Below are 12,271 nucleotides of genomic sequence, written 5' to 3' on the forward strand. Positions count from 1 at the left end.
ACGGCATGCTCAAACCGGCGCTGCTCATCCTGATTTGCCTGACGTTGCTGGGCCTGTCGATCCGTTTGTTCTACAACGGTCTGCGCCAGACCGGCATCGATCGAACCCTCGGTCGCTTGATGCAGGGGCAACCGCAACTGGCGGTGGCGAAATCATCCTGGGCAGGCCTGGAACGAGCCTTTCTACGTGCCGGCCTCGGTCGTCCCACCGAGCGCCTGGGGTTGTGGCTATTGCTCTGGGCCCTGGGCATCTTGCTGGGTTTTGCCCTCGCGAGCTGGATCGGTTTGCTGGTGATGTTGCTGATGCCGCCCCTGGCTTTGCGGCTGTACATCAGTTGGTGCTACCAGCGCCGGCTCAAGCGCATGATCGAACAACTGCCACCGTTGCTCGATCACACGGTGCGCAGTCTGAAGTCCGGGCGCACCCTGGCCGATGCCGTGCTGGTCGCCATCGACGCCGCCGAAGACCCACTGAAAAACGCCATGGGCCGGATTCAACGCAACGTGCACTTGGGCGTCAGCCTGCCTGACGCTGTCACGGACTTCGCCGAACTGTACGAGAAAGACGAGTTTCGCTTGTTCGCATTGGGCCTGAAGGTCAATCACCGCTATGGCGGCAACGCCAGTGAACTGTTTGAGAACCTGATCAAAATGATCCGCGAACGAGACCAGGCTGCGCGCCAATTACGCGCCATGACGGGCGAAACCCGCATCACGGCGCTGGTGCTGGCCCTGATGCCCGTGGGGCTCGCCGCTTACTTCTTGCTGTCCAATCCGAAATACCTGCTCGCCATGTGGAACAGCAGCTCGGGGCAAATGATGCTCGCGACCGCGTTCGGCCTGCAGGTCGTGGGTTGCCTGGCGCTGTGGCGCATGTTGCGTAGCGTATGAAAATAGCCCTGCTGATCAGCGCACTGTTGTTTCTGGCGGCCACGCTGTTGCTGCTCAGTGGGCTGCTGGACCAGCATCGGCGTGCTCGCCAGGTGGCTCAACGACTGGACGGCAAACCGCTGAGCGACCACCGCGTCAGTCACTGGTTGCAAGCGCTGGGCGACAGCCGCATCGGTCAGCGCTCGGTCAAACTGGACAACGAAACCCAAATGCTGCTCAACCGCCTCGGCTGGCGCAGCGCCCGGCAACGCTCGCTGTTCGCTGCCTGCCAGATCGGCATACCGGTGCTTGCGTTGGTCCTGAGTCTGTTGATCCAGAGCGTGTTCTTCCCGCAGGTGAACAACCACTGGATCACCCCGGCCTTCGCCACCGCCCTCGGTTATTTGCTGCCCAAACGCTTGCTGGCCGCCGCCGCGTACCGTCGGCAAAGACAACTGGCGATCGAGATTTCGACCTTCATTCCACTGCTGCGCATCCTGTTCGAATCCGGCATGGCGGTGGAGCAGTCGTTGCGCGTGCTGAGCATCGAAGGCAAACAATTACTGCCGGCCCTGACCCATGAACTGCGCCTGATACTGACGCGGGTCGATTCCGGTCTGGAGCTTGGCGAAGAACTGAACAAGGCCACCCAGTTACTGGCGGTGGACGAGTTCACTGACACCTGCGTAATTCTTCAGCAACTGATCCACCAGGGCGGCGGCGCCATGAAATCACTGCTGGGACTCAAAATGCTGCTCGATGACCGACGCCTGACACGCTTGCAGGAATACATCTCCAAGATGTCCGCGAAAATGTCCGTGGTGATGATGTTGTTTCTCTTCCCCGCGCTACTGATCGTACTGGCCGGCCCCAGCTTCACCGCTTTGGCCCGGGCCTTTGTTCGTTGAAAGACCAACGGCGATCCCGTAGGAGAGAGGCTGTGGCCAGGGGGCTTGCCCTATGCCAGTCAGTTAAGGGGGATATTGAATCTGTGGCGAGGGGGGGGTCAGCTGTGTTGCGCAGTTTTTGGTATGGCCACGTTATCCAGCATCCGGTTCACCGCCAGTTCTGCCAGCATGACGATCTGTTGAATCGCCATCACCGTGTGCCGGTGCGGCCCTTCCAGATACCCCGCAATATCACTCGCCATCACACTGGCCTGGGCCAACGATTCACAGGTGTGGGCCAACAGGTCTTCGTCTTTGATATCCGGCGCAACCATGTACATCGTGCTCGGCTTGCGGGCCACGGGTGATTTGAGGGCGGATGGGTTGAGATAGTGGTCGAGCGCGCGGTTAGCGGCGTCGTGGAATTTTTTTGAATCAGCAGATTCGTAAGGGGAAACGTTGTCGGTTTCTGGGGGATTTGGGGTTGCTTTGAACATGGTTACACCTCTGGGATGAAATGGAGCCACTTCCAAATTGCCGCGATGCAATTTGGGGTGGCAGCTGTACGCGGGTTCGCGGACCGATCCCTGAGGCTTGCTCGGCATACCCGAAGGTATCCCGCGCACAGTCGCCATGACACGAAACGACAGACACCCAAAAGTGTTGTAGTTCGGTGGAGCGATTATGCCTCAAGAATCGAGCCGCGACGCCCGGTCGCTGAATTGTCAGCGACGGACAAAGGCTAGAGACGCAGCGTCCGACGGGCAACCTGAAAAACATGTGGGAAGGTTCTGATGTTTTTACTGATCAATAAACATCGCTGTCTGTAAGGCCGCCATCGCGGGCAAGCTCCCACAGTGGAGAGGCGTGCACCCGCCCCTCACCACTCAACAGGCCGAGCGTTAGCTTGCCTGCAGCTTTTGATCTGGCTTTTGATTTTGATCCACCCGCCCCTTCGGGAGGCTGAGAGGAGGTGTTCATCTGGGGATTGGCGCGCAGCGCCGTTCGACGCAGTCGAACCCATCGCATGTAGGTCGTAGCGAAGCAGACCGTAGGGCGATGCCCCCAGATGGATACCGGAGCGAAGGAACGCCGAGCCTCAGCGAGGGGCCGGACGCTTGGGGCGAGACCTTTTGGTTCCTTTTGGGGCGTTTGCCAAAAGGGACTCGCCGTAAGGGCGAAACCATAAGCCGCCGTTACCGCAGAAATGGATATGTACACCAATGAAACAGCGTACACCCGAAAAAACTCAGTGCGCAGTAAGCCGCCGCACACCAGCATTACCAGGCGACAACGCCAACGCCACCTGCGTGCGGTTATGCATATGCGTCAACCGCAACACCTGCGACACATAAAGCTTCACCGTGTTCTCGGTAATCCCCAACTCACAGGCAATCTGATAATTGGTCTGCCCCTTGCCCACCAACCGCGCCACTTCCAACTGCCGCGGCGACAGCTGATTGAAAACCGCCGGCATCTCCACCCGCGCCACCTCACTGACTCCGTCAGCCGAATCAGATAAAGGCATCGAGGACGGTCCCCGACGAACCTTGTCCAGATCCTGATACAGCTCGTCGATCGACTCACAAAGGTACTGCAACTTCTGACTCAAATGCCCCAACTGCAGGTTTTTTTGCCGCTCCTGCAAGACCACCTCCTGGCGCTGCAAACCTTCAAGCAACTCCGCCAGATCTATCGGTTTCTGATAGTAGTCAGCAAACCCGGCGCGCAATGCCTTGATCACATCCTGCTTGTCTGCGCGACCGGTGAGCATGATCGCCTCGAACGCCCGGTGCTTGCCGGACAGCTGTTGCAACGTCTGGACGAGCTGAATGCCATCCATGTCAGGCAGCTGCAAATCACAGAGCACCAGACCGATATCCTCATACTCATTGAAACGCTCGATCGCCTGCTTGCCGGACTGACAAGGAACACAGCGATAACCATTGCGCTCGATGAACTCGCACAGCTCTTCGACAATCAATGGTTCGTCATCGACCACAAGGACTTTTATTGCCGAGATACGCTTGTTCACGTGTCACTCCATGCCAAGTCTGGCTTGACCGTTCCTGAACCCACGACCCATAGGCTGTACAACAACTGTTGTTGAAAGTAGACGCACTTTCCAACTATGTACATAGAACGAGTGGCGCCCGGCGACTAATGCATCCAGACCAGAGTGAGCAACATGCCCACCAGTACGAACGGCGCAAAGGGCTGCTTTTTTGACGTTCCAGGTCCCAGGTAACGAAGACGATCTCTAAGCCCCTGCCCCATATACAGCCAGAGTCTTGGCGCCAACAGCAGCCAGAACACACTGGCCAATCCGGCGCCGATGAAACCGCCGAGCAGGTGCATACCGTCCGTCGCAAGGCCCAGCGTCGCCATCAGTTTCACGTCGCCCGCCCCCAGACGTTTCAATGCATAACCGGGCAAGGTGAAGGCCAGTGCCAACAACAAAGCCCAGCCGCCCTGTACCGCCTCGGCCCCCAACCATGTGGTGCCTGTCCACAATAGATACGTCAGCGCCAGTACACCCGCACCAAGGGTCAGGCCATTGGCGATGTGCCGCTCTCGGACATCCTGTGCTGCGCAAAGCGTCAGCCAGATCAGTAGGACAAAGTTCTGCATCCGGTAAAAAACGTCCGTTTTGGCTGAATGATTCTATGCTGATACTACGTCGTGATGGTCAGGGTAGACGCACTCATGAAAACAGGCCTCCCCCGCAAACAAAAAGGTGCCGTGGCGATTGAGTTCGCTTTGGTGTTCATCATCTTTTTCGCCGTGTTTTATGGGTTGGTCAGTTACAGCCTGCCGCTGTTGCTGATGCAATCATTCAATCAATCGACGGCCGAAGCGGTGCGCCGCAGTGTGGCGCTGGACCCGAGCACCGCCAATTACGACACCGCCGTCAGAAACATAGCAACTACCGAACTGACCCGGCAGCTGGCCTGGATTCCTGCCGCGCTGAACTTCAATGTGGCCACCGACGCCAGCGCCACCTACACCGGTGGGGTGCTGACGGTCACCATCAACTACCCCACCAGTAAACTGAATCAAGTCCTGCCGTTTTTGGTGCTGCCGGGGATCGGCTCGGTGCCCAATCTGCCGGCGACCCTTACCGCCCGATCGAGCCTGCAATTTTGAGTTCCGGAGACAAGCTCTTCGGGCGCCTGCTCAATCGCCAACCGCCACAGCCCTCGAACAGTGCGGACACGCCGAGCGTGCAACGTTTCGGTTTGCAGCTGCATCTGAATGACGAGGGCCGAGTGATTCAACTGAGCGGCCCCCTGCGGCATCTGCTGGCGCAACAAATGCCCGGCGCACAGGCACCGCATCTGCTCGATTACCTCATGCCCCATAGCGGCCTGTCGGTCGAAGGCGCGCCTGCCGAGTGGCAGGGACAGAGTCTGGACCTGGATTTTTTCAGCCTCGGCGAACAACCTCTGCATCTGCGTGGCTGGGTACAGCCGTTGGGCGAAAACTGGTTGTTGCAGTTGATCGACATCGGCGACCTGCTGCTCGAACGCCGACAAGCGCGCAGCCGCGAACAATGTCAGTTGCTCGCGGCGCAGATCAGCGAACAGTTGCGCCTGTGCAGCCTGACACGCTTGCCCGAGGTGCTGGTGGAGCAACTGCAAGGCCTGGCCCAGCGTTTTCAGATCCCGTGCATCGCCATGGCCTTGCTCGACGAACAGGCAGAGGGTTGGCTGATCCACCAGCATTACGCGGCCTTCGATGCACCCGGGTTGTGGGAAATCGATCAACGCCTGGGGACCGGCCTCGACAGTTTGAATGGCTCCGCCCCCCAACAACTGATCCCCAGCGAACACCCGCGCCTGCAAGGCATCTTCGGCAATGCCGAAGGGTTCGCCGTGCCTTACCACAATGCCTTGGGCGTGGTCGCCTGGTTGCTCTGTGGTTTCTACCCGGTGCAACAGCGTGCCCCCGACCTGAGCGAGCGCGACTGGTTACAACTCACTGCGGCCCTGGCCGGCCCGCTGCTTGAGCGCTTGCGCGAGCATCAGCACCATCTGCAACTGGAGCGGCTGGAGTCTCTGCAAGCCTTGCTCGGCACCGGTTGGTGGGAGGTCTTCAGCGACACCGCCGAGGTGCAATTGGCGCCGTCGCTGGCCAGTACGCTGAACCTTGCGAACACTCGTTTGCCGCTGCACGACTGGCTCGAACAGATCCACCCCGCCGACCGTGAAGAGCTGACGATGCGCCTGCAAACCTTGCAGGACGAAGGCACGCCGTTGCTGCTGTGCGTGCGCCTGCATCGCCCCGACGCGGTGCAAACGTCGATTTGGTATCGACTGCAAGGGCAAGCACTGGGCCTCGGCAGAAACCGGCGGCTGGTGGGCTTCATGCTCGACATCAGCGACATCAAAAATCAGCAGCAGAACGCCGCTGCCGCCCATGCCCGGCTGGACAACCTGATCGCCAGTTCACCGGCGGTGATCTACGTGCAGCGCTATGTCGAAGGTGCGTTGCAACCGACATTTTTCAGCGACAGCCTGTTGCCGCTGCTCGGTTGGTCGCTCGCCGATTGTGCCGCCGGCGCGCTGGTGGAACGGGTCCATCCCGAGGACCGCGACCGCTATTTCGAACGCACCCGGCAACTGCTGCGCGAAGGTTCGGTGCGTGCCCGTTATCGGCTGCGCGACAGCCGCGGCGATTACCACTGGCTGCTCGACGAAGCCAAACTGCTGCGCGACGATCTCGGGCTGCCGGTGGAAGCCGTGGGGCTGTGGCTGGATGTCACCGAAGCGACCCTGGCCGCCGAGAAAGTAAAACAGAGTGAAGAGCGCTATCGGATCCTGGTGGAAGATTCCCCGGCGATGATCTGCCGCTACCTTCCTGACCTGACGTTGACCTTCGGCAATCGCCCGCTGGCGACCTATCTGGAATGCCAGCCCGAGCAATTGCCGGGGGTGAACCTGGGCAGCTGGATGTCGCCGGTACAGCGCGAAGCGTTCCTCCAGCGCCTCAGTCGACTGAGCCCGGAGTTCCCGGTCAGCACCGCGCAAATCAACCTGCAACTGCCGGGACGGGAACACGCCTGGTGGGTCTGGTCGGATCGCGGAGTGTTCGACGAGCAGGGTCGCTTGCTGGAGATTCAAGCCGTGGGCCGCGACAACACCGAGGTCCGGCGCGCCCAGCAACAACTCACCCAGAGCGCGAAAATGGCCACCCTCGGCGAAATGGCCACCGGGCTGGCCCATGAAATCAATCAGCCGCTGAACGTGATGCGCATGGCCATCGTCAATGTGCTCAAGCGTCTGAGCAATGGCGATGTGCAAATCGATTACCTGACAGACAAACTCAACCGCATCGACGCGCAAGTCCAGCGCGCCGCGCGGGTGGTGGATCACATGCGGGTATTCGGTCGACGTTCAGAGATCGAGCAGCACCCGTTCAATCCGGCTCAAGCCATCGAGGGCACGCTGTCACTGCTGTCCGAAGGGATGCGCGGAAAAGGCGTCGAGCTGCGGGTCAGCGAGACCGGATTTGAAGTGCAAGTGCGCGGTTATGTCGATCAACTGGAACAGGTGCTGATCAATCTGATGGTCAATGCGCGGGATGCGCTGCTGAGCAAACGCGAGGCCGACCGAGAGTTCAAACCGTGGATTTCGGTGTATGCCGAACGTGATGAATACTCGGTGCGACTGTGGGTCGAGGACAACGGCGGCGGTATCGATCCACGGTTGCTGGAACGGATTTTCGAACCGTTCTTCACCACCAAACCGGTGGGCATCGGCACCGGGCTCGGGTTGTCGGTGAGTTACGGCATCGTCGAAAACATGGGCGGCAAGTTGAGTGTAAGAAACTCGACCGAGGGCGCGCGGTTTTGTATCGAGTTGCCGATTGCCACGGACAATCAGATCACCAGCGTCGCGCGCCCCGAATGACAGCTGAGATTGGCGCCGACGTCGACCTTGTTCAAATCGATCCCGAGGCTTAGCAGCAAGGTATTGATCAAGCTGTCGAGCAACGGGCTGAGCACGCTGTTGATCGCGCTGATCAGCAAGGTGGTGACGTTGCTCAGGATGGCTCCCAGACCGCTGACAAGACTGCCCGACGGGCCATACATGTCCACGTGAATGTTAAGCGGGGTGTCGAGCAGGTTGCTGACAATACTGCTGGTGGTGAACGAGTAGTAGAACGGTGGCTGATTGATTTCCGGCAGGCTGGTGGCAGGTGGTGCGGAATAGATATGGGAAATGTTGGCGTTCGCCGCCACGCTGGTGTCGGCAACGATATCGATGCCGCCACCGACGCCGGGCACACGCGGATCGCAGGTAATGGGCAAGAACAGCAGCCGGCGACAGGTTTTGATCCCGATATCGATCACCTTCAACGGCTGCACCATGACTGCCGGCGGCGTGGTGTTGCTGCCGAACATACTGGCCGCATCGATCCGGCCTATTTTCAGATTCACCAGCGACGTAGTGGTGTTGGTGGTCAGGGTCTTATTGGTGTTGCTGATGCAGCTGTAGGCCGTGACGTAACTGTTGGCACTGGCGACGTCCAGCGCAACGTCGAGCCGTATCGGCCCCGGCAACACCATAATGTCAGGCGTCTGGCAGGGCACGCCGATGGCACAGGTCAGTGAATTGAGCACCGCCACCAGGTCGAGATTGAGCAAGGCATTGAGGGTGTTGGTCAACGGTCCTGCCAGATCCGCCGCCGCATTGACCAGCGCCGCGATGGCGTCCAGCGCTGGCAAGTCGATCGACAGCAATGTGCGAACCTGCGCTGTTCTCACGTAGATCCGATTGGGTCCCAATGGATTCAGCGCCGCGTTTTTCGGGTTGCCGATTGCCGAGAGTTGCGGCGGTTCCAACACTTGCACCCGGGCCGTGATTTGCGCCAGCCCCGCCAGATTGATCGGCACCGTTGCCACCAGACCGTTGTTCTTGTTGGCCAGTTGCACGATGCCTTCGATCAGGTTGAACACACTCACCGTAGTCGCGAACGTTGAGATATCGCTACCGCTCTCGACGTGCAGCATATTGCCCAGCACCACGGTGGTCGAGCCAGCGGCAACCTTGAGTGCTTGCAGCCCGACGATGGTCGCCGTCGCGCCGAGAGTGCCGCCGGGGTCCAGCACATTGACGGCAGTCTGGATCAGTTGACTGACGGCCACCGAAGCGCCCAATACCTGGCCATACCCGGCGGCGCTGAGGCCAAGGTCGACCTTCAGCCGATCGAGGTAACTCAGCAGGCTGATGTTGGTGTTCACCAAACCGTTCCAGCCTGCCACGGACAGGTTCAGATTGCCGCCCAGTAAACCGCCGAACAGCCCATTGAGCGTGTCCGACTTGCTGCTATCGATGTTCAGCGCCGTCGTGCGGATGGTCAGCGATGCCAGCGGAGGTGGCAACGCTGCGACGGCGGTCGCGGTCAGGTTGAGGGTCGCCCCGGCTGGAGCACCGCCAAACACGGCGCCGATGCCACCGGCAAAACTCTGCGGGATCGAATGGCTGACGATCACCCGAATGGCTTCGCTGCTGCTCGGATCAGCCGTAAAAACCCGAAGATTATTGGCGTCCAGGGTCAAGGCGCCACAGGCGACCGTCAGGCTGCGCGTAGGGTCAGGAAGGGTGAAATTGTTGCGATTTGCGCTGGCGGTGGCGTAGGCGGTAGCGGTGGCACCTGTGGCGCAATCACCGTTACGCGTGGCAGCCTCCAGCGCGGCCATATCCGCCACCCGTTGCAAGCTGCGTTTTTCCAGGTACAGGCGGCCGCTGTCGACCACCAGCAGCAGGAACACCAAGGCCATGCCCAGAGCCAGCACCGCCATCAATCCGATCGCTCCCCGTTGCCGGGCCGGGCTATGAAACTGCAAGCAGGGAGACATGGCTCACTCCTTTGCCGGCGCACTGCCGCGGGCTACCTCCAACGATGTGAAGCAGTGTAGACAAGGGTCCGCCAGATTGCTGGCAACATGCTACTGCCGATGACAAAGAAACCATGAGGAGCGAGCCTGCTCGCGATGACGGCGGCACATCTGAAGTTGATGTGACTGACAGACCGCTATCGCGAGCAGGCTCGCTCCCACAGTGGATCGGTGGTGTTGGTTTAGTGTGGTGGATAGTTAGCCAATATCCGCGCGACCGTCTCGCGGATCGTATTGCTGCGGTCCTGTGGATTCGGTGTGCGGCTGAGCGTCTGCTCGTCGCTGCCGCGCCACACCAGTTTGCCGTCCTTGCCATCGAGCAGGTCGACCTGGATGGTCGCCACCTTGTAGCTGATGTTGCGGGTTTCGTTGTACATCGGCCCGCCCCAGTAGCCGTACCATGGGCCACCATAACCGCCGCCATAGTGGGTGGTCACCTGTTGCTGGCGATCTTCGACGATCAGGTAGGCCTGTACCTTCAGGTCCGAGCTGGCACCGGCGGCGGCCGGGCGCAAGCCGCGTTGATCCAGCTGATCAGCAACGGACTGACGGATGCGTTGTTCGGTCAGGTCACTCTTGATCCGTGGATCATCGGGACGGTATTGCACGGCGGGCTCTTTCCAGCTCCAGCTACGATAGGCGGCAAAGTCGCGGCTGGCATCGAAGTCATGATTGACCTGGTTGGCGGCGCAGGCAGTGAGCAGCGCGGCCATGGCCAGTAAAACGAGACGGCGGAACATGATTTTTCTCCGATTGAAGACATGATCCAGCGGGATGCTTCCTTTACAGGAAGCTAACTAGGAGGATACGCCGACATGGCCTTTTCGACAGCTTCGCGTATGGCATCGGCACGCTCGCTCTGGCTGCCCTGACTGCTGGTTTCGGCACTGGCACTCCATACCGGCTGGCCGGTGCTCGCGTCGAACAGATCGACGCGCACCACCACGACTTGTACCTGATAAGTGCGGATGACCGGCACCGTGTTGTACATGCCGTAACCGCTGCCGTAGCGGTTGTAACCGCCGTAACCGCCGCCGTAATAACCGCCGCCGTAACCATAGTCGTCCTGGACCTGACGCAAACGGGTTTCCAGATGCAAATCGGCGCTGACCCACAGGTCCGCCGGGCGGTTGTCGTGCAGTGGGCGTAAGCCGCGTTGATCGAGGGCATTGCTGACCGCTTCAGCTACCTGCTCCGAGTCGGCCCAGGCTGTGCCCGGTGGCAGGCGCCCGTTGAGCCAGGCCCAGCTGCGGTAGCGCCCGTAATCCCGTGGCGGCGCCGGGTAGGCGCTGCGATCGAAGGTGGTGGCGGCCTGAGGCGGTGCCGGCGGCAGGGGATTGGAGGTCGCGACATAAGGGTTGCTGCCCTGACAGGCCGCCAACCCGAGACAGATCACCAGCAACCCTGAACGACTTTTCATATTGCGCTCCGATCAGATCGGCCGACAGATCCAGTGCAAATAGCGCCCAAGCCCGGCGAAACTTGGGTGACGGCGGTGAGCCAGTTCCATTTCCAGCAAGTCCGGCAGTTCGACGCGGGCCTGGAATTCCACCGGCATGTAGTCGTAAAAAACCCGCACCCCACTCTGGGTTTCGACTTGCCACATGCTCTCAAGTTGCGCCGCCAGTTCCCGTGGATCCAGTGGCTGCTGTGGAGTCAGGCTCTGCTTCTCGCCGGCCATGTCGTTCTTGCGCATCTTGCGGAAATGACCCTTGAGCAGGTTGCGGTAGATCAACGCATCGCGGTTGTAGAACGCCAGGGACAACCAGCCGTCCGGCCTCGTCAACTGATGCAGTACCGGCAAAATCGCATGGGGTTCGGCCAGCCATTCCAGCACGGCGTGGCACAGCACCAGGTCGTAGGGTTCGGTGAGCTGACCGAGCAGGTCCTGCCACGGCGCCTGAATGAATGTCGCCGTCTGCCCGGCTTCGGCGAAGCGCTGACGGGCGCCTTCAAGCATCGGTTCGGCGGGCTCGGCGAGGGTCACCTGATGACCGCGCTCGGCCAGCCACAACGACATGTGGCCCAGGCCGGCGCCGATGTCCAGTATGCGCAACGGGCGGTCCGGCAGGGTTTCGGCCAGGTCGGCCTGCAGCACGGCGAGACGGATCGCACCTTTGGCGCCCCCGTAGATTTTTTCGGCGAAGCGAGTCGCCAATTGATCGAAATGACGGTCGCTCATCAACTGAACCGCCGTTCGCTGTCCGCGAGTTTGCTGCGTACCACTTCATTCATGTCCAACCCCAACTCGCTGCATAGCAGTAGTAGATACAGCACGATGTCGCCGACTTCCTGCCCGACATGAGCGAGCTTGTCCGCCGGCAACTCGCGCGACTGGGCTTCGGTCAGCCACTGGAAAATCTCCACCAGCTCGGACATTTCCACGCTCGCGGCCATGGCCAGGTTTTTCGGGCTGTGAAATTGCCGCCAGTCATTGCGGTCACGAATGGCATGCAGGCGTTCGGTCAGTTCAACAAGGTTCATCGGGCTCTCCTGAAGGCGTATAGCTTCAGGGGGATGGCGGGTGAAGGCAAGTGGCAGCGTTGTGCCTGCGTACTTGCGCCATACTCAAAAAGAATCGCAGCCTTCGGCAGCTTCTACGGGAACCCGGG

General features: G+C 60.2%; 12 protein-coding genes. 4 read left to right on the top strand and 8 right to left on the bottom strand.

Going from position 1 to position 12,271, the window contains the following annotated elements:
- Positions 1-5 precede the first annotated feature (5 nt).
- Both PSH88_RS27075 and PSH88_RS27080 read left to right on the top strand, forming a co-directional pair.
- Positions 6-890: a type II secretion system F family protein gene (locus tag PSH88_RS27075; RefSeq protein WP_305423759.1), complete on the top strand. Its 885-nt coding sequence runs from the start codon at positions 6-8 to the stop codon at positions 888-890.
- Positions 887-1,777, top strand: coding sequence for a type II secretion system F family protein (locus PSH88_RS27080; protein ID WP_305423760.1), 891 nt, complete (start codon positions 887-889; stop codon positions 1,775-1,777). The genes PSH88_RS27075 and PSH88_RS27080 overlap by 4 nt, the downstream gene beginning before the upstream one ends.
- Positions 1,778-1,875: 98 nt before the next feature.
- Here PSH88_RS27080 and PSH88_RS27085 read toward each other — a convergent pair whose 3' ends face one another.
- From PSH88_RS27085 to PSH88_RS27095, 3 genes are all read right to left on the bottom strand, one after another.
- Complete coding sequence (locus PSH88_RS27085) at positions 1,876-2,253, bottom strand: DUF6124 family protein (RefSeq protein WP_305427062.1); 378 nt, start codon at positions 2,251-2,253, stop codon at positions 1,876-1,878.
- A 752-nt stretch (positions 2,254-3,005) separates the two neighbouring features.
- Complete coding sequence (locus PSH88_RS27090) at positions 3,006-3,791, bottom strand: response regulator transcription factor (protein WP_305423762.1); 786 nt, start codon at positions 3,789-3,791, stop codon at positions 3,006-3,008.
- A 125-nt stretch (positions 3,792-3,916) separates the two neighbouring features.
- On the bottom strand, positions 3,917-4,387 hold the full coding sequence (locus PSH88_RS27095; RefSeq protein ID WP_305423763.1) for a prepilin peptidase: 471 nt from the start codon (positions 4,385-4,387) through the stop codon (positions 3,917-3,919).
- 75 nt (positions 4,388-4,462) lie between these two features.
- Between PSH88_RS27095 and PSH88_RS27100 the strand changes: the two genes are divergently transcribed.
- Complete coding sequence (locus PSH88_RS27100; RefSeq protein WP_237886605.1) at positions 4,463-4,903, top strand: TadE/TadG family type IV pilus assembly protein; 441 nt, start codon at positions 4,463-4,465, stop codon at positions 4,901-4,903.
- Positions 4,900-7,668, top strand: a complete 2,769-nt coding sequence (locus PSH88_RS27105) for a PAS domain-containing sensor histidine kinase (protein ID WP_305423766.1) — start codon at positions 4,900-4,902, stop codon at positions 7,666-7,668. The genes PSH88_RS27100 and PSH88_RS27105 overlap by 4 nt, the downstream gene beginning before the upstream one ends.
- On the opposite strand, the gene PSH88_RS27110 is transcribed toward PSH88_RS27105, so the two are convergent.
- The 5 genes from PSH88_RS27110 to PSH88_RS27130 form a co-directional block, all read right to left on the bottom strand.
- Positions 7,638-9,620 (bottom strand): pilus assembly protein TadG-related protein, encoded by a 1,983-nt coding sequence (locus tag PSH88_RS27110; RefSeq protein WP_305423767.1) that lies wholly within the window; start codon positions 9,618-9,620, stop codon positions 7,638-7,640. The genes PSH88_RS27105 and PSH88_RS27110 overlap by 31 nt on opposite strands.
- Positions 9,621-9,841: 221 nt before the next feature.
- Positions 9,842-10,399, bottom strand: coding sequence for a DUF4136 domain-containing protein (locus tag PSH88_RS27115; protein WP_305423768.1), 558 nt, complete (start codon positions 10,397-10,399; stop codon positions 9,842-9,844).
- A gap of 53 nt (positions 10,400-10,452) precedes the next feature.
- Positions 10,453-11,079 (bottom strand): DUF4136 domain-containing protein, encoded by a 627-nt coding sequence (locus tag PSH88_RS27120; RefSeq protein ID WP_305423770.1) that lies wholly within the window; start codon positions 11,077-11,079, stop codon positions 10,453-10,455.
- A 12-nt stretch (positions 11,080-11,091) separates the two neighbouring features.
- Entirely contained in the window at positions 11,092-11,841 is a 750-nt protein-coding gene (locus tag PSH88_RS27125) for a methyltransferase domain-containing protein (RefSeq protein WP_305423772.1), read from the bottom strand.
- Complete coding sequence (locus PSH88_RS27130; protein ID WP_305423773.1) at positions 11,841-12,143, bottom strand: MazG-like family protein; 303 nt, start codon at positions 12,141-12,143, stop codon at positions 11,841-11,843. The genes PSH88_RS27125 and PSH88_RS27130 overlap by 1 nt, the downstream gene beginning before the upstream one ends.
- Positions 12,144-12,271 lie beyond the last annotated feature (128 nt).

Origin of the sequence: Pseudomonas wuhanensis, assembly GCF_030687395.1 — a bacterium.
GTDB lineage: Bacteria > Pseudomonadota > Gammaproteobacteria > Pseudomonadales > Pseudomonadaceae > Aquipseudomonas > Aquipseudomonas wuhanensis.

Coding starts and splice junctions, on each gene's coding strand:
- PSH88_RS27125 (WP_305423772.1), bottom strand. CDS start 11,841: ATGAGCGACCGTCATTTCGATCAATTGGCGACTCGCTTCGCCGAAAAA.
- PSH88_RS27085 (WP_305427062.1), bottom strand. CDS start 2,253: ATGTTCAAAGCAACCCCAAATCCCCCAGAAACCGACAACGTTTCCCCT.
- PSH88_RS27075 (WP_305423759.1), top strand. CDS start 6: ATGCTCAAACCGGCGCTGCTCATCCTGATTTGCCTGACGTTGCTGGGC.
- PSH88_RS27080 (WP_305423760.1), top strand. CDS start 887: ATGAAAATAGCCCTGCTGATCAGCGCACTGTTGTTTCTGGCGGCCACG.
- PSH88_RS27115 (WP_305423768.1), bottom strand. CDS start 10,399: ATGTTCCGCCGTCTCGTTTTACTGGCCATGGCCGCGCTGCTCACTGCC.
- PSH88_RS27110 (WP_305423767.1), bottom strand. CDS start 9,620: ATGTCTCCCTGCTTGCAGTTTCATAGCCCGGCCCGGCAACGGGGAGCG.
- PSH88_RS27120 (WP_305423770.1), bottom strand. CDS start 11,079: ATGAAAAGTCGTTCAGGGTTGCTGGTGATCTGTCTCGGGTTGGCGGCC.
- PSH88_RS27130 (WP_305423773.1), bottom strand. CDS start 12,143: ATGAACCTTGTTGAACTGACCGAACGCCTGCATGCCATTCGTGACCGC.
- PSH88_RS27100 (WP_237886605.1), top strand. CDS start 4,463: ATGAAAACAGGCCTCCCCCGCAAACAAAAAGGTGCCGTGGCGATTGAG.
- PSH88_RS27095 (WP_305423763.1), bottom strand. CDS start 4,387: ATGCAGAACTTTGTCCTACTGATCTGGCTGACGCTTTGCGCAGCACAG.